The 19,434-nt window shown below is 68.0% G+C and carries 22 protein-coding genes; 6 read left to right on the forward strand and 16 right to left on the reverse strand.

The genetic code is table 11. The annotated features are described in order from the left end of the window. Positions 1 to 48 precede the first annotated feature (48 nt). Positions 49 to 609 (forward strand): hypothetical protein, encoded by a 561-nt coding sequence (locus tag MLE18_RS17970; RefSeq protein ID WP_272881610.1) that lies wholly within the window; start codon positions 49 to 51, stop codon positions 607 to 609. A 19-nt stretch (positions 610 to 628) separates the two neighbouring features. Here the strand turns inward: MLE18_RS17970 and MLE18_RS11020 are convergent, their stop codons facing one another. Further along, complete coding sequence (locus tag MLE18_RS11020; RefSeq protein ID WP_243438854.1) at positions 629 to 2,071, reverse strand: sigma-54-dependent transcriptional regulator; 1,443 nt, start codon at positions 2,069 to 2,071, stop codon at positions 629 to 631. Next, on the reverse strand, positions 2,062 to 3,546 hold the full coding sequence (locus MLE18_RS18125) for a sensor histidine kinase (RefSeq protein WP_243438855.1): 1,485 nt from the start codon (positions 3,544 to 3,546) through the stop codon (positions 2,062 to 2,064). The genes MLE18_RS11020 and MLE18_RS18125 overlap by 10 nt, the downstream gene beginning before the upstream one ends. A gap of 152 nt (positions 3,547 to 3,698) precedes the next feature. Here MLE18_RS18125 and MLE18_RS11030 point away from each other — a divergent pair, with 152 nt between their 5' ends. The 5 genes from MLE18_RS11030 to MLE18_RS11050 all read left to right on the forward strand — a co-directional run bounded on the left by MLE18_RS11030 (position 3,699) and on the right by MLE18_RS11050 (position 9,252). Further along, positions 3,699 to 4,154, forward strand: a complete 456-nt coding sequence (locus MLE18_RS11030) for an NfeD family protein (protein ID WP_243438856.1) — start codon at positions 3,699 to 3,701, stop codon at positions 4,152 to 4,154. Positions 4,155 to 4,173: 19 nt separating this feature from the next. Next, positions 4,174 to 5,079 carry an SPFH domain-containing protein gene (locus MLE18_RS11035; protein ID WP_243438857.1) on the forward strand — a complete coding sequence of 302 codons (906 nt, stop codon included), beginning with the start codon at positions 4,174 to 4,176 and terminating at the stop codon, positions 5,077 to 5,079. Between the two features lie 633 nt (positions 5,080 to 5,712). Beyond that, on the forward strand, positions 5,713 to 8,253 hold the full coding sequence (locus MLE18_RS11040) for an ABC transporter ATP-binding protein/permease (RefSeq protein ID WP_243438858.1): 2,541 nt from the start codon (positions 5,713 to 5,715) through the stop codon (positions 8,251 to 8,253). Then, the gene (locus MLE18_RS11045) at positions 8,219 to 8,746 is read left to right on the forward strand and encodes a Crp/Fnr family transcriptional regulator (RefSeq protein WP_243438859.1); all 528 of its coding nucleotides are present in this window, start codon (positions 8,219 to 8,221) and stop codon (positions 8,744 to 8,746) included. Before MLE18_RS11040 ends, MLE18_RS11045 begins: the two co-directional genes overlap by 35 nt. Positions 8,747 to 8,811: 65 nt before the next feature. Further along, complete coding sequence (locus tag MLE18_RS11050; RefSeq protein ID WP_243438860.1) at positions 8,812 to 9,252, forward strand: Fur family transcriptional regulator; 441 nt, start codon at positions 8,812 to 8,814, stop codon at positions 9,250 to 9,252. A 395-nt stretch (positions 9,253 to 9,647) separates the two neighbouring features. Here the strand turns inward: MLE18_RS11050 and MLE18_RS11055 are convergent, their stop codons facing one another. The 14 genes from MLE18_RS11055 to MLE18_RS11120 form a co-directional block, all read right to left on the reverse strand. Beyond that, positions 9,648 to 10,142 (reverse strand): hypothetical protein, encoded by a 495-nt coding sequence (locus MLE18_RS11055; RefSeq protein WP_243438861.1) that lies wholly within the window; start codon positions 10,140 to 10,142, stop codon positions 9,648 to 9,650. An 8-nt stretch (positions 10,143 to 10,150) separates the two neighbouring features. Then, positions 10,151 to 10,456, reverse strand: coding sequence for a hypothetical protein (locus MLE18_RS11060; RefSeq protein ID WP_243438862.1), 306 nt, complete (start codon positions 10,454 to 10,456; stop codon positions 10,151 to 10,153). After that, complete coding sequence (locus MLE18_RS11065; protein WP_243438863.1) at positions 10,453 to 11,055, reverse strand: RNA polymerase sigma factor; 603 nt, start codon at positions 11,053 to 11,055, stop codon at positions 10,453 to 10,455. Before MLE18_RS11065 ends, MLE18_RS11060 begins: the two co-directional genes overlap by 4 nt. A 238-nt stretch (positions 11,056 to 11,293) precedes the next feature. Then, complete coding sequence (feoB, locus tag MLE18_RS11070; protein ID WP_243438902.1) at positions 11,294 to 13,573, reverse strand: ferrous iron transport protein B; 2,280 nt, start codon at positions 13,571 to 13,573, stop codon at positions 11,294 to 11,296. A 97-nt stretch (positions 13,574 to 13,670) separates the two neighbouring features. Further along, positions 13,671 to 13,913 carry a FeoA family protein gene (locus tag MLE18_RS11075; protein ID WP_243438864.1) on the reverse strand — a complete coding sequence of 81 codons (243 nt, stop codon included), beginning with the start codon at positions 13,911 to 13,913 and terminating at the stop codon, positions 13,671 to 13,673. 45 nt (positions 13,914 to 13,958) lie between these two features. Continuing rightward, positions 13,959 to 14,171 (reverse strand): hypothetical protein, encoded by a 213-nt coding sequence (locus tag MLE18_RS11080; protein WP_243438865.1) that lies wholly within the window; start codon positions 14,169 to 14,171, stop codon positions 13,959 to 13,961. 42 nt (positions 14,172 to 14,213) lie between these two features. Next, positions 14,214 to 14,432, reverse strand: coding sequence for a FeoA family protein (locus tag MLE18_RS11085; RefSeq protein WP_243438866.1), 219 nt, complete (start codon positions 14,430 to 14,432; stop codon positions 14,214 to 14,216). A 423-nt stretch (positions 14,433 to 14,855) separates the two neighbouring features. Beyond that, positions 14,856 to 15,674 carry an amidohydrolase family protein gene (locus tag MLE18_RS11090; RefSeq protein ID WP_243438867.1) on the reverse strand — a complete coding sequence of 273 codons (819 nt, stop codon included), beginning with the start codon at positions 15,672 to 15,674 and terminating at the stop codon, positions 14,856 to 14,858. Further along, complete coding sequence (locus MLE18_RS11095; RefSeq protein WP_243438868.1) at positions 15,671 to 16,099, reverse strand: acyl-CoA thioesterase; 429 nt, start codon at positions 16,097 to 16,099, stop codon at positions 15,671 to 15,673. The genes MLE18_RS11090 and MLE18_RS11095 overlap by 4 nt, the downstream gene beginning before the upstream one ends. Continuing rightward, the gene (gene apgM, locus MLE18_RS11100) at positions 16,096 to 17,301 is read right to left on the reverse strand and encodes a 2,3-bisphosphoglycerate-independent phosphoglycerate mutase (RefSeq protein WP_243438869.1); all 1,206 of its coding nucleotides are present in this window, start codon (positions 17,299 to 17,301) and stop codon (positions 16,096 to 16,098) included. Before apgM ends, MLE18_RS11095 begins: the two co-directional genes overlap by 4 nt. Before the next feature lie 116 nt (positions 17,302 to 17,417). Further along, entirely contained in the window at positions 17,418 to 18,296 is an 879-nt protein-coding gene (locus tag MLE18_RS11105) for a universal stress protein (protein ID WP_243438870.1), read from the reverse strand. Between the two features lie 13 nt (positions 18,297 to 18,309). Continuing rightward, on the reverse strand, positions 18,310 to 18,498 hold the full coding sequence (locus tag MLE18_RS11110) for a ferredoxin (protein ID WP_243438871.1): 189 nt from the start codon (positions 18,496 to 18,498) through the stop codon (positions 18,310 to 18,312). Between the two features lie 113 nt (positions 18,499 to 18,611). Next, the gene (locus MLE18_RS11115; RefSeq protein WP_243438872.1) at positions 18,612 to 18,779 is read right to left on the reverse strand and encodes a flagellar biosynthesis anti-sigma factor FlgM; all 168 of its coding nucleotides are present in this window, start codon (positions 18,777 to 18,779) and stop codon (positions 18,612 to 18,614) included. A gap of 160 nt (positions 18,780 to 18,939) precedes the next feature. Next, entirely contained in the window at positions 18,940 to 19,368 is a 429-nt protein-coding gene (locus MLE18_RS11120; RefSeq protein ID WP_243438873.1) for an MOSC domain-containing protein, read from the reverse strand. Positions 19,369 to 19,434 lie beyond the last annotated feature (66 nt).

Genomic DNA, 19,434 nt, shown 5'->3' on the forward strand with positions numbered 1-19,434 from the left:
ACTGCTCCGGGTTGTGTTTGGCGATCAAAGATTCTAACTGCCTGCGTCATGCACGCCAAGCCCGCCCTGCCCCGGCGCATCGCGCGCCAGTTGCGCGCGCAGCCCGGAAGCCCGGAGCATGCCCTGGCCGAAAGCCTCTGGAGCCAGGCCCTGCTGCTGGCCGCGCCCAGGGCCTTCGCCCTGCGCCTGGCCCGGCGGGATTTCGAGGCCCTGTTCGGGCCGCATCTGGACGGGGCGGTGCTGACCCGCGCCGCCCTGGAGGGCTGCCCCGGCGTGTGGGTGCTGGCGGCCAGCATCGGCCCGGCCCTGGAGGAGCGCGCGCGGGAGCTGTTCGATGCCGGCGAGGCCTTCTCCGGCTACGCCCTGGACCTGTGCGGCAACCTCCTGGCGGACAAAGCCTTGCGTTCCCGCATGGACGCGGCCAAGGCCCAGGAGCCGCCGGGCAGCCGCTTCACCCGCCGCATCAGCCCCGGCTACCGGGACTTCCCCCTGGCCGCCCAGGCCGTGTTCGCGGAGCTGACCGGGGCCGCCACGGGCATCGCCTGCGGCGCGGGCATGGGCCTTGCCCCCCGCAAATCCCTCACGGCGCTTTTGGGCCTGCTGCCCTGAAATCATCCCCCGGTTCCGGCTAAGGGAGAACGTCCCCGATCCGCACCGAAGCCTCCACCACCAGCCCGAGCTTCTCCATCTTGGCCAGCAGCGTGGGGCGCGACAGCCCCAGCAGCCGCGCCGCCTGGGAGCGGTTGCCCCCCGTGGCGCGCAGGGCCTCGGCCAGCACCACGGCGGCGAAGCGGTCCGTCACCTGGGCGAAGAGGTCCGGCCCGCCCGCGGCCACGGCCTGGCGCACGTAGCGCTTCATGGCCTCCTCCAGGCCCGCCGGAGCGTCCTGGGCGGCCTCGGGCGTGCGCTCGGCGATGGCGGCGCGCACGTCCTCCGGGCCGATGGACAGGCCTCGGCTGAAGATCAGCGTCTTGTGCAGCACGTTGGAGAGTTCGCGCACGTTGCCCGGCCAGTCATGGGCCGTGAGCGCCGCGAGCCCCTCCGGGGTGACCCCGGGGCTGGCGGTTCCGGCCCCGGCGGCGTGCTGGGCCAGGAAGTGGGCCGCCAGCTGGGGGATGTCCTCCTTGCGCTCGCGCAGGGGCGGCAGCAGGATGCGCACCACCTGCAGGCGGTAGTAGAGGTCCTCCCGGAAGCGGCCCTCGGCTATGGCGGCGTCCAGGTCGCGGTTGGTGGCCGCGATGATGCGCACGTCCACGGGGATGGGCCCCTTGCCGCCCAGGCGCTCGATCTGCCTCTCCTGCAGCAGGCGCAGCAGCTTGGCCTGGATGGGCAGGGGCATGTCGCCTATCTCGTCCAGGAACACGGTGCCGCCCATGGCCTGCTCGATCTTGCCCGCCCGGCGCTGTGTCGCGCCGGTGAAGGCCCCCTTCTCGTGGCCGAAGAGCTCGCTCTCCAGCAGGGTCTCGGGGATGGCCACGCAGTTGACCACCACGAAGGGTCTGTCCTTGCGGGGGGAGTAGCTCCACAGGGCGCGGGCGGCCAGCTCCTTGCCGGTGCCGGACTCGCCCTGCACCAGCACCGTGGCGTCGGTGGCGGCCACCCGGCCGAGCTGCTTGTAGACCTCGCGCATGACCCGGCTCTGGCCCACCAGGCTCACCGGCGGGGCCTGGGCCGCCTCGGCCCCGTTCTCCTGCCCGGCCTTGGCCTGGCGGGAGGCGTCCAGCGCCTGGGAGATGAGCCCCAGCATCTCCGGGATGTCGAAAGGCTTGAGGATGTAGTCGAACGCGCCCTTGTTCACGGCCTCGATGGCCGTGTCCGTGGCCCCGTAGGCGGTCATGATGATCACGGGGGTGTGCGGGTCGGCGGCCTTCATGCGCTCCAGGGCCTCGATGCCGCTGATGCCCTGCATGCGCACGTCCATGACCACCACGTCGGGCTTGTCCGCCTTGAGGCGGGCGATGCCCTCCTCGCCGGAGGCGGCGGTGAGCGGCGTGTATCCCTCCAGGGCGATGAGCTTGGCGAAGCTGTCGCGCAGGCGCGGGTCGTCGTCCACCACGAGGATCACTGCCACCGGGCGCCTCCCTGCTTCTTGTTGTCGAAGGGGATGGTGAGGGTGAACTTGGCCCCGCCGCCTTTGGCCTGGGTCAGGGTCAGGCTGCCGCCGTGCTCGCGCACGATGCGCCGGGCGATGGGCAGGCCCAGGCCGGTGCCCTCCTCCTTGGTGGTGTGGAAGGGTTCGAACACACGCTCGCGCTCCTGCTCGGGCACGCCCGGGCCGGTGTCGGACAGGGAAACGATGGCCACGCGCCCCATGGGCTCCATGAAGCCCTCGCTCTCCTCCACGACGATGCGGCCGGGGCCGTGCATGGCCTCCATGGCGTTGCTCACGAGGTTCACCAGCACCTCCTTGAGCTGCTCCGGGTCGATGAGGATGGGCTGGAGCGCGCCGTCGCGCGCCACCTCCAGCTGCACGCCCTGGGCCTCCAGGCGCGGCCCGAGCAGGTGGGCCGCCGCGTCCGTGACGTCCGAGGGGCTGATCCGCTTGAGGGAGAGCTTGAGCGGCCGGGCGTACTCCAGAAAGTTCTGGATGATGCCGTCCAGATGCTTGATCTCGTGCGAGATGACCTCGAAGTCCTCGCGCTGGTTCTCGCTCAACTCCAGGGAGCGCTGCAGGGAGAACAGGCGCATCTTCACCGAGGTCAGCGGGTTGCGGATGGAGTGGGCCACGCCCGCGGCCATCTTGCCCACGGTGGCCAGGCGCTCCGTGGCCTCCAGGGCGGTCTGGCTCTTCTCCAGCTTGGAGCGGGCCTGCACCGCGCGCTCCACCAGGGTGTGCACGCGGTTCTCCAGCGCCGCCACCTCGTCCGCGCCCACGAGGTCGTCCTCGCCCTGGGCCAGGCGGCGGATGGGACCCAGCAGCTGCCGGGAGAGCACCAGCGCCAGGATCATGCCCAGGATCAGCGTGAAGGGCAGGAAGGCCGTGGCCATGCCGTTGACCAGGCGCATGCGCCACAGCCCCTCGGCGCGGTCGCGCTCCAGGTCGTGGCGCAGGGTGTCCAGGAAGAGCTCGCAGCTCACGATCAGGGCGTCGAAGCGCTTACGCGCTGCTGCGTGGAGCGGTGTGGCCAGATCGCGCTTGCCCTCGTCCAGCAGGGCCACCACCTTCTCGCGCTCGAACGTGAGCCGGATGAACTCGCCCTCGATGTGGTTGAGCATGGCGCGGGCCTCGTCGTTGTCCACGAAGGGCCGCACCCGGATGATCTCCTTCTCGAAGGAGGCCTGCTGGTCCGACAGGCGCGCCAGCCAGATGGGGTCGAAATTCAGCGAATAGTAGGTCAGGAAGCCGCGCTGGGCGGCCAGCGAGCTTTCCAGGCGCATGGCCGCGTCCATGGCCGCCACCTGGCGCTCGAAGATGCCCGAGAAGAAGTTCTGCAGCCCCGTGCCGTACCAGAGCATGAACGTGCCCCCGCCCACGGTGACCAGCATGAGCAGACCGAGCACCAGATAGACGCGCATCCGCAAGGACATGGAGAACTTGAGCCGCATCCGTCGATATTGCGGGGGCGCGCCGGGAAGTCAAGGCCGGTGGAGAGCGCATTCCACCGGCATGGTGGCATTTTTCCCCGGGAGTGCTATGGTCGCCCCACGTTCCGGGCTTGGTTCCGGGCCTGAACCCGGGCCGCCCTCAAGGAGGCAGCATGTTCGGTTTGTCGCCACCCGTGGCCTGGGCCCTGGCGGGCCTGCTCCTCATCGCCCTGGAGGCCGTGGTGCCGGGGCTCGTGATCGTGTTCTTCGGCATCGGGGCGCTGGTCACCTCCCTGGCTACGGCCGTGTTCGGCCTCTCCACCGACTCGCAACTGCTGGTCTTCGCCGCGTCCTCGGTGGGGAGCCTGCTTGCCCTGCGCCGCCTGTTCAAGAAGACCTTCCAGGGCGAGGCCCGCCCGGAGAACCAGCTCCAGCAGCGCCTGGAGGATTTCACCGGCGAGGCCGCCGTGGTCACCGAGGCCATCCCAGAGGGGGGCGCGGGCCGCATCAAGCTGCGCGGATCCTTCTACGCAGCCGTTGCGCAGGCGCCCATCCCGGCCGGAACCGCCGTGAAGGTGGCGGCGGACGTGCACGGCGACCACAGCCTGCTCAAGGTCGAAACCCTCTAGCCAGCCAATGGAGTCACCCATGCCCTACGTCGCATTCGCCATCGCGGCCGTGGTGTTGTTGCTGATCCTCATGTCGGCAACGGTGGTGCCGCAGCAGAACGCCTACATCGTGGAACGCCTGGGCAAGTACAACCGCACCCTGGAGGCCGGGTTCCACGTACTGGTGCCCCTGCTGGACAAGATAGCCTACAAGTTCTCCTTCAAGGAGGAGCTGGTGGACACCCCCTCCCAGCCCTGCATCACCCGGGACAACGTGACCGTGCACGTGGACGGCCTGGTCTACATCAAGGTCAACGACCCCAAGCTGGCCGCCTACGGCGTGGCCAACTACCGCTCCGCCGCCACGCAGCTGGCCCAGACCTCGCTGCGCTCCGCCATCGGCAAGATCACCCTGGACAAGGCCTTCGAGGAGCGTGAGCTGATCAACGCCGAAGTGGTCAAGGCCGTGGACGAGGCCGCCGCGCCCTGGGGCGTGAAGGTGATGCGCTTCGAGATCAAGGACATCTCCCCGCCGGAGTCGGTCAAGGTGGCAATGGAGGCCCAGATGACCGCCGAGCGCGAGAAGCGGGCCCAGATCGCCCTGGCCGAAGGCCAGAAGCAGAGCGCCATCAATATCTCCGAGGGCCAGATGCAGCAGGCCATCAACCTCTCCACCGGCGAAAGGCAGCGCCAGATCAACGAGGCAGAGGGCCGCGCCAAGCAGATCGAGCTGGTGGCCGCGGCCACGGCCAACGGCATCCGCACCGTGGCCCAGGCCCTGAACGAGGAGGGAGGGCTCACGGCGGCCAACCTGCGCGTGGCCGAGCAGTACATGGAGGCGTTCTCCAAGCTGGCCCAGGAATCCACCACCATGCTCATCCCGCAGAACGCGGCGGACGCCGCCGGGCTGGTGGCCACGGCCATGCAGGTGATCAAGAAGAGCTGACCTGCCCGCGACGGCCCGCCGCCTAGCGCCGGCGGTGGCAAAGACGAAGGCGAAGGCGAAGGCGAAAATTCACTGTTTGGGTTGGAGTCTCCCGCCCGGGCCGCTCCGTGCCGCGCCGCCCGACATATCGGAAGAATATCGGACGGCGCGGCAGGGAGCGAACCGGGCGGGAGACGACATCGTTTGGCGCGGGGACACTGAAACCAAACTTTCCGGGCATCGCCCTGATTGCGGCCGATGGCTCGTGGCACCCTCGGGCCGGAGGCAACATGTCGAGGCTGCACCGGGCGAGCCACGGTTCCAGGCGCTGTTTGGGCGCATCCGGGAGCGGGAAGGTGAAGCACCGCTGTTTGGCCTGGGATAGCCATGCGTCATGCCCGTGGTTTCGGGCCGTCCCCGCGAACTACCGCCGCTGCTTCTCCCCTGGTCATCCCCCTCCCCCCGCGAAACCGTGTGGGGTTCCAAGGGGGTTTGCCCCCTTGGCCGCCGGAGGCGTCACGCCGTCCTCCTCAGCCTGCGATACCCGTCCAAAAGCGCAGGAAATCACGAAAATGTGCCCGCCAGCGCCCGGATTTGTTGCCAACACGCGCATTTCAAGGCATCAATTCCCAAACGAGAACGGAAGGGCCGCCCATGTTTTTCGATCCGAAACTGCCGGATAAGCTCTACAAGCGTACGCTCTTCTCCTGGGTTCTCACCAGCAATCTGAAGCTCCAGGGCATACTGTTGGCCGTGATCGTGGTCACGGTCTCCATCAGGGTGCTGCCCCTGGAGATGCAGAAGAAGATCATCAACGAGGCCATCGGCGGGCAGAAAGTCCAGCTTCTGCTGCTCTACTGCGGCTACTACCTGGCCGCGGTGGTCTCCGGCTCGGCGCTCAAGTTCGCCATCAGCGCGCTCCAGGCCCGGATCGGGCAGGAGTCCCTGGCGGACATGCGCAAGAAGCTCTATGCCCACATCCTGACCCTGCCCATCAACTTCTTCCGCAAATCAAGCCCGGGCATGATCGTCTCCTCCCTGGTGACGGAGGTGGCCAACGCGGGCGACTTCGTGGGCCAGGCCATCGCCGTGCCCGTGACCAACATCCTGACGCTGCTGGCCTTCGCCGGGTACCTCTTCTACCTCAACCCGCTGCTGGCCGGGCTCTCCATGGTGCTCTACCCCCTGGCGCTCATCTTCGTGCCCATGATGCAGCGCCGCTCCAACGAGGCCAACCGCGAACGGGTGGACACCGGGCGCACCATGTCCACCATGATCGGGGAAACCGTCGCGGGCATCCACGAGATCCACGCCAACGCCTCCTTCCGCCACGAGAACAACCGCTTCAGCGACATCACCGACAAGCAGTACCGCATCCGGCTGCGCTGGACCCTCTGGAAGTTCGCCATCAAGAACTCCAACAACTTCTTCCAGTCCCTGGGGCCGTTCGTGCTCTTCCTGGTGGGCGGCTGGCTGGCCATCAACGGCCGGTTCGACCTGGGCGCGCTGGTGGCCTTCCTCTCGGCCAACGAGAAGCTCTACGACCCCTGGAAGGAGCTCATGGACTTCTACCAGACCTGGCAGGACGCCAAGGTGAGCTACAACCGGGTCATGGAGTATTTCGCGGAGGACTGCGAGTTCGCCCTGGAGCCCGCCGAAGCGCGTGAGCCCCTCTCCCTGAAGGGCCGCGTGGAGGTCAAGGACCTGGTGATGGAGGCCCAGGGCGGCATCAAGCTGCTCAAGGGCGTCTCCGTCAGCGTGGAGCCGGGGCAGCACCTGGCCCTGGTGGGCTTCTCGGGCTCGGGCAAGTCCACCCTGGCCCTATGCATCGCCCAGATCTACCGCTACTCCGCAGGGCACGCGCTGCTGGGCGGGCACGAAATTGCGGACATGGCCAAGTCCGACCTGGCGGAGAACATGGGCTTCGTGCCCCAGCACCCCTTCATCTTCGACGGCTCCATCCGCCAGAACCTGCTCTACGGCGTGAACTCCCGCATGGTGGACAAGGGCCAGGACCCCGCCGAGTTCGAGCCCAGCCTGGACGAGCTCATCGAGATCACCCAGCAGGTGGGCCTGTTCCTGGACGTGCTGCGCTTCGGCCTGAACACCGTGTTCCGCAAAGGCAAGAAGGAACACCTGGTCCAGAAGATCATCGCCATCCGCGAAGCCTACGCCACCAAGAAAGGGGAGGATCTGCGCGGGCTGGTGGAGTTCTTCGACGAGGGCCGCTACCTGCAGTACGCCTCCGTGGCCGAGAACCTTGTCTTCGGCAACGCCAACGACGAGGCCTACCTGCCCGACAACCTGCCCCGCAACGCCGACTTCAGGGACTTCCTGCAGGATGCCGGGCTCATGGTCGTGCTCCTGGAGCTGGGCAAGGCCCTGGCCATGCAGACGGTGGACATCCTCAAGCTGGTGCCCGGCGCGGACGCCTCCTTCTTCGAGCAGACCCCGGTGCGACAGGAGGAGTTCGAGAGCGACCTCCTGCTGGCCGAGCACCTGGAGCGCACGTCCATCAGCGAACTGAGCGACGAGGAGCGCGACCGCCTGCTCACCCTGGCCCTGCGCTTCACCCCTGGGCGGCACACCCTGGCGCCCCTGACCGTGGAGCTTGAGCGCAAGCTGCTCTCCGGCCGGGCCCTGTTCATGGACCGCATCGCGGCCAGCGCGCCCGAGAAGGTCAGCTTCTACCGGCGCGACAACTACATCCACACCCAGACCATCCTGGACAACATCCTCTTCGGCAGGCTCAAGAGCGAAAACCCCAAAATGCTGGAGCGGGTGAACAAGTCCATCATCCGGCTGCTCATCGCCCAGGACATGCTGGAGCGCATCGTGGAGCTGGGCCTCGACTTCCAGGTGGGAACCATGGGCGACAGGCTCTCCGGCGGGCAGCGGCAGAAGGTGGCCCTGGCCCGGGCCTTCCTCAAGAACCCGCCGCTGCTCCTGCTGGACGAGGCCACCGCCGCGCTGGACAACGCCTCCCAGACGCGCATCCAGAACCTGCTGGAGAACCGCTGGAAGGGGCGGTCCACGGTCATCGCCGTGGTGCACCGCCTCGATACGATCAAGAACTACGACATCATCGCCGTGATGAAAGCCGGACAGATCGTCGAATCCGGCTCCTACCAGGAGCTGATAGATAGAAAGGGGATGCTCTATGAGCTCGTCCACGGACCCAGGGCAGGCGCCTGAGGCCTGCGGGTACAGCGACTTCCTGGACATCATGCGCGGGCTGCCGCTGTTCGCCAAGGTGCCGCTGGAAGTCAGCAAGGTGCTAGCCTACCTGAGCCGCCTCGAGGAGTTCCAGACGGGCGACGTCCTGGTGCGCGAAGGCGAACACGCCGAGACGTTCTACTACGTCACCTGCGGCAGCATCGTGGTCAGCCGCCTGGCGGGGGGCGAGCCCGTGGTGATGCGCCGCTTCACGGCGGGGGAGTGCCTGGGCGGCCTAGCCCTGATCCTGGGCGGCAGGAGCCTGTTCACTCTGCAAGCCGAGACCCGCACCTCGGCCATGACCCTGGGGCGCGAGCAGTTCCTCAAGACCGTGCAGCGCTTCCCCCAGGTGGAGCCGGCCATGCTCCAGTCGCTTGCCGAGCACGTGCTCGCCTGGGAGGAGCGCTTCCTGACGCGGCACCCGGAGCAGTTCGCCCAGTTCGGGCAGGATTTCGGCCTGACCCTCTATTGAAACCAGCCGTTTGACACGCGGCCGGCTTCCCGGCTACGTGCCTGCAAATTCAGCCGGAGAGCCACATGCAAGACCCGCACGTCCTGTTCAACGACTACGCCGCAAAACAGCGCCTCAAGATGACGCCGCAGCGACGGCACATCCTGGACGTATTTCTGGAGCAGAGCGGGCACGTCACCTCGGAGGAACTCTACGAGTTGGTCAAGAAGGCCTACAAGACCATCGGCCAGGCCACGGTCTACCGCACGCTCAAGCTGCTCTCCGGCGCGGGCATTGCCAAAGAGGTCGACTTCGGCGACGGCGTGACCCGCTACGAGCTGCAGCAGGGCGACGACCACCACGACCACCTCATCTGCGAAGGCTGCGGAGAGAACGTGGAGGTGCTCGACGAGGAGATCGAAAAGCTCCAGGAGCAGGTGGCCGCGCGCCACGGCTACCGCCTGACCCGCCACAAGATGTACCTCTACGGCGTATGCCCGAAGTGCCAGGGGAAGAAGAAGTCCTGAGGGATGAAGATGCCTCCGGCGGCCAAAGGGCCTTCGGCCCTCTGGACTCCCTCATAGCTTCGCGCCGTTCGGGGCGGCAGCTTGGAGTTGCGTACAATAAAATAGCCTGGGAGGCGGAGCCTCCCAGGCTGTTATTTTTTCGGTCTGGCAATCGTGGTCCGGCGCGTGCGGCACTTCCGCCCTGTCCATTTTGCGGGTCAAGGGGGCCACGCCCCCTTGCGGGGCGCGGGGCAGCGCCCCGCTCTTGACCCCCCTCTCCACCTCCAGGCACCGGACGCCCTCCCGCACACCCGCCGCAAATGCGGGAGCCCCCGCGTCTGCGCTCGCGGGGGCTCCCGGGTGGCGGCCTCCGGTTGGAGGCTTTTCGGAGGAGGTAACAATCGCCTGCCACGGCCTCATTGCGGCGGTGGCGGAGGCCCGTCCGGCGGCCCATGCCCAGGGGGCGGAGGGGGAGGCCCCCCGAAGAGGCCCAGCGGACCCGGCGGCGGGCCAGGAGGCGGGTGTCCGCCCGGGATGAAATTCTTGCGCCGCTGGCGCATCTCCTCCTTGCGCTGGTCGTGCAGCTTGGCCTGGTCCGGGGTGAGATATTGGCGGACGCGGGCCATGTACTCGTCCCGGATGCGGTCCTCCTGCTCCATGAAGGGTTTGCGCTGCTCGTCCAGCTTCTCCACCATCTCCTTGAGCACGGCGCCGATCTTGAGGCGCTGTTCCTCGTTCAAGCCCAAGTCCTTGGTCATGTGCTCCAGAATGAAGGCCTGCGGACCCATGCGCTGCATGCGCGCGAATTGGTCGCCGCGCACCACGCGCCAGGCTTCCATGCCCAGGGCTCCGACGGCCGCGCCCGTGAAGAACAGGGCGGCCGCCAGCATCCAACCGCGATTTCTGGTCATCATTCCCCCTACAAGGTCATCAGCGAGGCCAGCAGCGGGCCGTCCAGCGCGGTGGTCAAATACCCGGCCGCGTCCCGGCCCTGGCCGTGCAGCACCACAGCGCCCAGCAGGGCGGCGGCGGCCAGCCCGGCGGCGAACCACGGCCGGGCCGAGAGGCCCAGCACGTCCCACACCGAGAGCTCGCGGCGCGCATTGGCCAGGGCGGCCATGACCCTGCCCTCGAAGCCGAGCGACGCACCCTGCGGGAGGTCCCTGGTGAACCAGCCGCCCAGCAGGGCGTCGAGCCTGGTGAAATCCTTATCGTCCTGCATCATCCTTCCCCCTCAAGAGCCGCCTGGTTCAAGGCCTTGGCCATCAACTTGCGGGCCCTGTGCAGCCGGACCTTGACCTTCTCGAGGCTCCAGCCGAGCATCTCGGCTATCTCGGAGAGCTCGTGCTCCCGCCCGTAGAAGAGCCCCAGGGCCACCCTGTCCTCCGGTTTGACCTTCCCGAGCAGCCACGACACCACGGACCCGGCCTCCCGCCGCCTGAGCGCATCCTCGTGACGGGCCTGGGACTCGCCGGCCATGTAGGCCTCCGCCCAGGAGCTGCCGTCCGGGCCTTCGGCATCCATCGAGACCTCGTTGCGCGAACCGACCCCGCGCCAGTAGCGGATCGCCCGCCGCAAGGCCAGGGAGGACAGCCAGGCGCGGAAGGCGGCCTTGTCGCGCAACTGGCCGAGCTTCTCGAAAGCCTGGATGAAGGCCTCCTGGGCCACCTCCGCCACTTCAGAGGCAGGCAGGTGGCGGCGCAGCAGGGCGAACAGATAGTCCTGGTGCCGCCGGACGAGCACTGCGAAGGCGTCGGTCCTGCCTGAAAGCACCAAGTCGATCGCATCGGCGTCGCTCGGGTCGGCGTCTTGTGCTTTTCTCATGCCGCTGGCTGCCGTGTTGGGGGCTCTCCACCCTTGCACGGCTTATGCTTTCCCCGGTTCGCGTCGCGCGCGGTCCGGCTGGGCACTCCTTTTCCGGGCGTCATCCCCGGCTATGACCCTAGAGCCGCGCCGCAAAGACAGGGTTACACCCCTGCCAGAAATAACGCGCCCATGCAAAAGAGGAACCGCCCGGCTTGCGCCGGGCGGTTCGGGGGGGTGGGAGGTGTCTTGGAAGGAACTAGAACAGCCTGCTGCCGACCTGGAAGACGGCCACGGCCAGCATGAAGGCGAATACGGTGTTGAAGGTCATGGAGAAGACGGACCACTTCCAGGAGCCTGTCTCCTTGCCAATGGCCACCACGGTGGGGAAGCAGGGCGAGTAGAGCAGGATGAAGACCATCAGCGCCAGGCCGCCCGCCACGGTGAGCCCCTCGGCGGAGAGCATTTCGGCCAGGGGAGCCGCGTCCTCCTTGTCGACCTTGCCCAGGGAGTAGGCGGTGCCCAGGGTGGAGATGATCACTTCCTTGGCGGCGAACCCGCCCACCAGGGCGATGTTGGTGCGCCAGTCGAACCCGGCGTAGCGGGAGAGCGGCTCCAGCGCGGCGCCCAGGCGGCCCGCCAGGGAGGCGGAAAGGCCCGCCGCGGCTTCCTTCTTCTCGACATCTGCCAGCTTCTCCTTGAGGGCTTCCAGGCCCTCGGGTTCGGCGGCCTGGACCGTGGCGGACTCTTCGCCCCGGGCCGGGGCCTCGGCGGCGAGGGCCGGAGTCTGCTCCTTGGCTTCGCCCGCTGCCTCGGGGGCGGCTCCGGGTGCGGCGGGAGCCTCCAGGGCCTCGATCTTGGCCGTGATCTCGGCCTTGGCGGCCTCGAAGGCGGCGGCCTTGTCCTCGTCCACGCCGGGGAAGGTCATGGCGGCCCAGACCACGATGGACACGGCCAGGATCATGGAGCCGGCCTTCTTCATGTACTGCCAGGTGCGCTCCCAGGTGTGGATGGCCAGGCCGCGCCAGGTGGGCAGGCGGTAGGGCGGCAGCTCCATGACGAAGGGGGTGGCCTCGCCGCGCACCATGGTGGAGCGCAGCATCCAGGCCACGCCCAGGGCCATGGCCCAGCCCAGCAGGGTCATGCCGAAGAGCACCTGGGCCTGGCTGTCGGGGAAGAACACCGAGGCCAGCAGGATGAGCACCGGCAGCTTGGCCCCACAGGTCATGAAGGGGGCGGTGAGGATGGTGGCCAGGCGCTCCTTGGGGCTGCGCAAGGTGCGGCTGGCCATGACGCCGGGCACCGCGCACCCGCCCGCGATGCCGCCTGAGATGATGAAGGGCATCACCGAGCAGCCGTGCAGGCCGAAGATGCGGAAGACCCTGTCGAGCATGTAGGCGATGCGCGCCATGTAGCCCGAGTCCTCCAGGAAGGCGATGAGCAGGAAGATGAGCATGACCAGCGGCACGAAGCCCATGACGCCGCCCACGCCAGCGATGATGCCGTCCACAAGCAGGGAGCGCAGCAGGCCGTCGGGCAGCGCGCTCTCCACCAGCTTGGCCGCCAGGGCGAAGAGGTTCTGGGTCCATTCCATGGGCACTTTGCCCACCGTGAAGGTGACCTGGTAGACCAGATAGAGCACGCCCAGCATGAGCAGGGGGCCCAGCAGCTTATGGGTGAGCACCTGGTCCAGGCGGTCGGAGAAGGCCAGCCGGTCGCCCAGGTTGTCCCTGGTGACCACGCCGCCCTTGAGCACCGAGGCGATGAAACCGTAGCGGTAGTCCGCTATGACGGCCTCGGGGTAGGTGCCCAGGGTGGAGCGCAGGTGCGCGGCCACGTGGGCTGAACGCTCTTCCAGCCAGGCGGAGAGGGCCGGGTCGGCCTGGACGCCAAGCTCCCTGATCTGGGCGTCGTTCTCGAGGTACTTGAGCGCCACCCAGCGGGCCGGGTAGCGGTTGCTCAGGAACGACTTGGCCATGATCGCTGTGCTCATCTCGGCCAGGACGGGGTCCAGGTCCGGGCCGTAGGAAATCTCCATGGGCTTCCAGCGGCCCTGGCGCTCCTTGGCCAGCCGGGTGGCGGCCGCGGTCAGCTCACGCACGCCCGTGCCGGTCCTGGCGACGAGCTCCACGGTGGGGCAGCCAAGCAGTCCGCCCAGGCGCTTTGCGTCCACCACCATGCCCATCTTGCGGGCCTCGTCCATCATGTTCAGCCCGAGCACCACGGGGATGCCGAGCTCCAGGAACTGGACGGCAAGGTAGAGGTTGCGCTCGAGCGACCCGGCGTTGAGCACGTCCACCACGGCCTGGGGGCGCTCATCCACCAGGAAGTCGCGGGCCACCAGCTCCTCGGCGGAGTAGGCGGTGAGGGAGTAGGTGCCGGGCAGGTCCACCACGTTGAGCACCGCGTCGGCGGTGCGCACCTGGCCCACCTTCTTCTCCACGGTGATGCCGGGGTAGTTGCCCACATGGGTGCGGGCCCCGGTGAGCGCGTTGAACAGGGTGGACTTCCCGGCGTTGGGGTTGCCCGCCAGGGCGATGGTGTATGTGGGGAGGGCGGCGTCCTTGCCGGAGCCCTTGCCGGGCTCCCGGCCCGGGGCGTTGGCGGCGGAGACGTTCTGGCTGGCGTTGGTCACTTCATTCCTCCGGGGTGGCGACGAAAATATTGTCCGCCTCGTTGTTGCGAAGCGACAGGGTGAAACCCCGCAGCCGCAGGGCAACGGGATCCTTCAGGGGCGCGCGGCCCACGATCTCCACTTCCGCGCCGGGCACGAGGCCCATGTCCCGGATGCGGCGGCCGAGTTCGCCTTCGGCGTTCACCCGGGCGATGATGGCCTTGTCCCCCACCTTGAGGGCGCGCAGCGGTCGTGACTGAGGCATATCTTCTCCGATGTTGAAAATCATTCTCAACTATGGGGCAAAAAATTAAAGTCCCTTTGAGCAGCCGCAACCACCGCCCTGGCGCATGTCTCCGATTGCTCCACTCTGGCAGGAGCAGCCCGAGGAGGACTTGCCCGAGCCCGGGGAGCAGCAGCCGGAGCTGGAACCGCAGCCGCACCCGCCGCCAGCGAACTTACTGCGCACCAGCCAGGCCGCCGCCAGGGCCACGATGAGCCCGACGAGCACTTTTTCAAACATTGTCACTTCTCCTTGAAGGAAGATCGGCCCGGAAAGTGCGGCTTAGACGCGCACCACCTTGATCTGGTCGGCCAGGCCGTTGCCCAGGCAGATTTCGTCGCCACGGACGCACACGCGGCAGCTCTCCCCGTCCTGGCGGATAACGGCCTCGACGCCGGGCGTAAGGCCCATGGAGCACAGCCTGCAACGGCACCCGGGATCTTCGCAGAGTTCGAGAACCCGCACCTTGCTACCCTTGGGGCATCTGCTCAAACTGACCATGGGGACTCCTCGGCGGCTTCTGGGAACTTCAGGGGCCTCGCCGCTCCGCCCGGTAGTGGGCAATGCGCGGCAGGCTGTTCCAGCGCCACGCCCCTTTGATAATGTCATTGATAATCATTGTCAACAAGCGATCGAAAAAAATACCCCCGAAAAGTCCTCAGGCTCGGCCAGGCCGCGCACCGCCTTGACGAAAGCCTCGCGCGACACGGGCTTCACCAGGTATCCCGAGGCAAGTGCCCTTGAAGAAGGAGTCCCCCACATGGCGCGGCTGTCTGTGGGCGGTGATCTTGGGCACCCTGGCTTCCCGCCCTGCGGGGAAGGCCCTGGGCCTTCTCGCGGTCCCTGATGGCGGCCAGCGCCGCCTGCCCGCTTATGCCCGGCATCTCGATGTCGAGCAGGATGATGTCAAGGTTGACGGGCCGTTCAAGCGCTTTCGCGCATATTTTCCCGCTTCAGGTCCGGAAAGAGAGCGGCTGCGTTGGTGAGCAGGCGCTCCAGGTCCGCGTCGGAGAGGTGCAGGCGGGTGCGCAGGCGCTCGAGTTCCACGGATGGGTCGTAGAGGGGGTAGTCGCTGCCGAAGAGCACGCGCTCCGCCGGATGCCTGTCCAGGATGGCCCGCAGCTGGTCGTCCCGGATGTAGGGCAGGCAGGAGGAGGTGTCCATGTAGACGCCGCTGCCCGCAAGGTGCGCGAGGGCCTCGTCCCAGTGCAGCCAGCCGCCAAGATGCGCGGCGATGAGGGTGAGGCCGGGGAAGTCCCTGTGGATGGCGGCCAGCTTGGCCGGGCAGGAAGGGTTCCTGTCCGGCGGGAGCCGGTCGCCCACATGGAACATGACCACGAAGCGGCCCTCCAGGGCCTCCAGCACGGGGCGCAGGGCCGGGTCGTCCAGGCGGAAGCCCTGGAAGTCGGCGTGTATCTTGATGCCGCGGATGCCCGCGCGCTCCAGGCGGTCCAGCTCCCTGGCGTTGTCCGCGTAGCCGGGGTGCACTGTGCCGAAGGGGATGAGCGAGGGGTGGATGCGGGCCAGCTCCAGTGCCCAGTTGTTGGCCGGGATGACCTGGGCCGGGGTGGTGGCGGCGGCGTGTACGGCGGCGCGGTCGATGCCGGCGGCCGCCAGCTTGCGCAGCAGGTCCTCCGGGGTGCCGTCGCCCACGGCCTCGATGTGGTAGTGGCCGTTGAGCTGCCGGACCGCCTTGTCCGCGATCTTGGGATGGAAGGCGTGGGCGTGGATGTCGATCTTCACTTCAGGCAGACATCCTTCAGCCAGGCGGGCACGGCCACGGGCCTGCCCGAGGCGTCCACGCAGGCGTGCTGGGTGGAGCCGAGGCACAGCGGCTTGGTGCAGTCCGGCGGCCCGAAGACCTGGTAGACGAAGGTCACGGAGGCCCGCCCCCAGACGCTGATGCCCGCGCGCACGCACACCAGCTCGTCGTAGCGGGCCGGGGCCAGGTAGCGCACGGCCATCTCGCGCACGGGCAGCATCACGCCCCGGCGCTCCACGTCCGCGTAGGAGAGGCCGCGCTCCCGCAGGAACTGGCCCCGGGCGCGCTCGAACCAGTGGGGGTAGTTGCCGTAGTAGACCACGCCCATGGCGTCCGTCTCCCCGTAGGAGACGTGGAGCCGGAAGTCGGTGGACGCCTCGGGGAAGGGCTCGCCCGGCCGGATCATCGCAGGCCTCCCTTGGCCAGGGCGAACTCCAGCAGGGTGTGCCCCGGGTCGATGGAGAGGCCGGTGGCGGCCGCCTCGGCCTCGCTGAACGCCGCCGCCCCGTTGCCCGACATGCCCGGGCCGTACAGCAGGAAGGGCACGGGGTCCTCCACGTGGGTGCGCTTGGCGATGGGGGTCAGGTGGTCGCAGGTGATGAGGAACAGCCCCTCCGGGAAGGCCTGGCGCAGCGGGGCCACCACGCGCGCGTCGAAGCGGGCGATGGCCTCGGCCTTGCCCGGGGCGTCGCCGCCGTGGCCGCACTCGTCCGGCCCTTCCAGGTGCACGAAGGCGAAGTCCCCGTGCTGGAGGAAGTCCACGGCGGCCCGCACCTTGCCCTCGTAGTTGGTGTCCAGAAGGCCGGTGGCCCCCTCCACGTCCAGGACCTCCATGCCCGCGGCGCGGCCAAGACCCTTGATGAGGTCCACGGCGGAGATCACGGCCCCGCGCAGGCCCGTGCCGGCCTCGAAGCCGGGCAGCTTGAGCGCCCTGCCCTGCCCCCAGGGCCAGATGGCGTTGGCCTTGGTGGTGTTGCCGGGCGCGGCCAGGCGTTCGGCGGCCTCCTGGCAGAGGGCGCGCAGGTGCGGGATGGCGGCCAGGGCCTCGAGATCCTGGTCGATGGGCTGGCCGGTGATGTCGTGGGGCGGCCGGATGGCCAGGCGCGCCTCCGGGGAGGAGGCCGCTCCGGGCTGGACCAGCAAATGGCGGTACTGCACGCCCGGGAGCAGGCGGAAGCGGGCCCCGGGGCCGCTGCAGCTGGAGCAGTCGCGGTTCAGGCCTTCCACCAGCGGGCGGGACTGCTCCGTGGAGATGTGCCCTGAGGAGTAATCCAGCATGAGGCCGCCCGGGGCGTAGGAGCTGACGCTGACCACGTTGCAGCGCCAGACCAGGTCGTCGTCGGCGAGTTGCAGGCCCTGGGCCGCGGCCTCGATGGGCCCGCGCCCCGTGTGGTGCCGGGCGGGGTCGAAACCGAGCAGGGCCATGTTGGCCACGTCGGAGCCGGGGGGCATGCCGGGGGGGATGGTGCGTGCCAGGCCGCTCAGGCCTTCGCGGGCCATCTGGTCCATCACGGGCGTGCTTGCGGCCTCCATGGCCGTGGCCTTGCCCAGTTCGCCGGGCCAGCCGCCCATGCCGTCCGCCACCAGGAACAGGAACTTTCTTCGCATGGCGTGTTCTCCCGGCCCGCAGAGGTGGCCGTTTTTCGCGGAAAAGTCAAAACCCCGATCCGGCGGCCTCGGCCTGGCGGATCGGGGTTGAATCGGTCACGGCGGGTTTGCTCAGCCTACTTGGATATCCACAAGGCGGCGCCTTCGAGCTTGCGCAGCAGCGTCTGGCTGAGCGAGCCGAATATGTTGGAGAAGGCCCCTGGCTTGCCGCCGGTGCGCCCGATGGCCACGGCCGCGTACTCGCCCTTGCGCGCCTCCTCCAGGATCATGTCGGCGGGGTGCTTGGAGGACTTCACCAGGAAGCTGATGCGCTCATCCTCCAGGCCGTTTTCCCGCAGCAGCTCCCCGGCTTCGGCCAGCACGCTCTCGATGCTGCGGTTGCCCACAGGCCCGGTGGCGCGGTTGTGCAACACGGTGACGCTGTGCTCGGGCTCGTCGCGCAGGACGAAGCCCACGTGGTCGGCCACCCGCAGGGACTGCTCCGAACCGTCCACGCACAGCAGCACGTTCCTGCGGTTGCGCACGGGGTTGCGGCAGACCCACAGCGGGAAGCTGATGGACTCCCAGAGCAGCCGGTGCGAGACGGAGTCGTCGAACATCTCGTCGAACCAGCTCAAACCCCGCCTGCCCAGGACGACCGCGTCGTAGAGGCCGCGTTCGGCCTCGGCGGCGATGTCCTTGACGGGGCCGAGCTTGGCGGGCAGCGCCTTGAGCTCGATGCGCTCGCCCGGGAAGCCCATGTCCAGCAGCCAATTGCGGGCGGTATGCAGGGCCTGCGGCACGGGCCTGCAGCCCCCCCCGAAGGACTGCGTCTCATCGACGGCGCAGTAGGGCTTGTTCTCCAACCCCGGCTGCGGGCTGCGCGGGCCCACGTAGAAGAGCGTCAGGCGCACCAGGTCGCGCCGGGTGAAGAATCCGAAGACGTAACGAAGCCCGAAGAACGCGTTGACGTCCTCCGAGATGCTCACCAGCAGGTGTTTCTCGAGTGTTTCCATACGCCAGGGCCGATCAGTCCCGCCAGTGGATGCACTCCACGGGGCAGGTGTCCATGGCGTCCTGGACGCACTCTGTGGAGTCGTCCGCTTCGGGGTCGGCCTCGGCCTTGTTGTCGTCATCCATATGGAATACGTCCGGGCAGATCTGCACGCAGGATTCGCACCCGATGCATTCGTCCTTGTCGACATAGGGATGAGGCATGTGGGACCTCCTGGAAATGCGCATTTGGCCACGAAAGCTGGCCATTGTGCTGACTAGAACGGATGCGGGAGGGAAAGTCAAGCGCGCGGGGCGGGACCGCGCGGGCGGACGGTTCAGGGAGCGGTCTTGAGCATGTTGTAGATGATCTCGCGGCTGTTCACCCGGTAGCGGCCCTGGGCGATACGCCGTTTGATCTCGGCCACGCGGTTGGCCCGCTCCTCGGGGCTCTCCGAGGAGGGATCGTCGCCGTGGTCGGCTCTATGTTTCGCGTCAGTTTCCATTGCCGTTTCCTGCCGTATGTTCATCAGCGATATCGGCAGGCTGCGTCAGAGCTTTAGCGCCCGGGAACGGATCCGGGGGATGCTTTCCGGGCAAACCCGTGAAACTGCGGCGTGTTTTTATTTTCGCCCTGCGAAGAGTTTTCCGCAGGGCCCAAACTGTTCAGCCAACCCGTTCCAGCATGTCCCCCGCACGCACGCGCCCGGGCGCGAGCACCCTGGCGAACAGGCCCTCGCGGGGCATGATGCAGTCGCCCACGATGCGCCGGATGTCGCAGCCGTGGTGGCATGTCTTGCCGATCTGGGTGATCTCCAGCACGGCGCCGCCCACCGTCACCCGGTCGCCCACGGCCAGGCCCAGGGCGTTCAGGCCCTCCACGGTGAGGTTCTCCGCGAAGGCCCCGGGGCTGATGCTGGCCAGTTTGAGGCGCATGGCCTCCAGGCTGTCGAAATCAAGCAGGCTCACCTGGCGGCCCGACCCCGCATGGGCGTCGCCCGCCACGCCGTGCTCCACCACCAGCTCGATGGATTCCACCGGCACCTTCTTCTGACCTGTCTTCTCGCTGACACAGACCGCCTTGACCACCGGCATGACACACCTCCCGCTGGAACCGTTTTCGTCCACTTCAAGTAATCCCTGCGGGGGCCGGGGGCAAGC

Origin of the sequence: Fundidesulfovibrio soli, assembly GCF_022808695.1 — a bacterium.
GTDB lineage: Bacteria > Desulfobacterota > Desulfovibrionia > Desulfovibrionales > Desulfovibrionaceae > Fundidesulfovibrio > Fundidesulfovibrio soli.

Excerpts from the sequence above, each read along its gene's own strand:
- MLE18_RS17970 (WP_272881610.1), top strand. The coding sequence starts at position 49 with ATGCACGCCAAGCCCGCCCTGCCCCGGCGCATCGCGCGCCAGTTGCGC.
- MLE18_RS18125 (WP_243438855.1), bottom strand. The coding sequence starts at position 3,546 with ATGCGGCTCAAGTTCTCCATGTCCTTGCGGATGCGCGTCTATCTGGTG.
- MLE18_RS11030 (WP_243438856.1), top strand. The coding sequence starts at position 3,699 with ATGTTCGGTTTGTCGCCACCCGTGGCCTGGGCCCTGGCGGGCCTGCTC.
- MLE18_RS11035 (WP_243438857.1), top strand. The coding sequence starts at position 4,174 with ATGCCCTACGTCGCATTCGCCATCGCGGCCGTGGTGTTGTTGCTGATC.
- MLE18_RS11040 (WP_243438858.1), top strand. The coding sequence starts at position 5,713 with ATGTTTTTCGATCCGAAACTGCCGGATAAGCTCTACAAGCGTACGCTC.
- MLE18_RS11045 (WP_243438859.1), top strand. The coding sequence starts at position 8,219 with ATGAGCTCGTCCACGGACCCAGGGCAGGCGCCTGAGGCCTGCGGGTAC.
- MLE18_RS11050 (WP_243438860.1), top strand. The coding sequence starts at position 8,812 with ATGCAAGACCCGCACGTCCTGTTCAACGACTACGCCGCAAAACAGCGC.
- MLE18_RS11055 (WP_243438861.1), bottom strand. The coding sequence starts at position 10,142 with ATGACCAGAAATCGCGGTTGGATGCTGGCGGCCGCCCTGTTCTTCACG.
- MLE18_RS11060 (WP_243438862.1), bottom strand. The coding sequence starts at position 10,456 with ATGATGCAGGACGATAAGGATTTCACCAGGCTCGACGCCCTGCTGGGC.
- MLE18_RS11065 (WP_243438863.1), bottom strand. The coding sequence starts at position 11,055 with ATGAGAAAAGCACAAGACGCCGACCCGAGCGACGCCGATGCGATCGAC.
- MLE18_RS11075 (WP_243438864.1), bottom strand. The coding sequence starts at position 13,913 with ATGCCTCAGTCACGACCGCTGCGCGCCCTCAAGGTGGGGGACAAGGCC.
- MLE18_RS11080 (WP_243438865.1), bottom strand. The coding sequence starts at position 14,171 with ATGTTTGAAAAAGTGCTCGTCGGGCTCATCGTGGCCCTGGCGGCGGCC.
- MLE18_RS11085 (WP_243438866.1), bottom strand. The coding sequence starts at position 14,432 with ATGGTCAGTTTGAGCAGATGCCCCAAGGGTAGCAAGGTGCGGGTTCTC.
- MLE18_RS11095 (WP_243438868.1), bottom strand. The coding sequence starts at position 16,099 with ATGATCCGGCCGGGCGAGCCCTTCCCCGAGGCGTCCACCGACTTCCGG.
- apgM (WP_243438869.1), bottom strand. The coding sequence starts at position 17,301 with ATGCGAAGAAAGTTCCTGTTCCTGGTGGCGGACGGCATGGGCGGCTGG.
- MLE18_RS11105 (WP_243438870.1), bottom strand. The coding sequence starts at position 18,296 with ATGGAAACACTCGAGAAACACCTGCTGGTGAGCATCTCGGAGGACGTC.
- MLE18_RS11110 (WP_243438871.1), bottom strand. The coding sequence starts at position 18,498 with ATGCCTCATCCCTATGTCGACAAGGACGAATGCATCGGGTGCGAATCC.
- MLE18_RS11115 (WP_243438872.1), bottom strand. The coding sequence starts at position 18,779 with ATGGAAACTGACGCGAAACATAGAGCCGACCACGGCGACGATCCCTCC.
- MLE18_RS11120 (WP_243438873.1), bottom strand. The coding sequence starts at position 19,368 with ATGCCGGTGGTCAAGGCGGTCTGTGTCAGCGAGAAGACAGGTCAGAAG.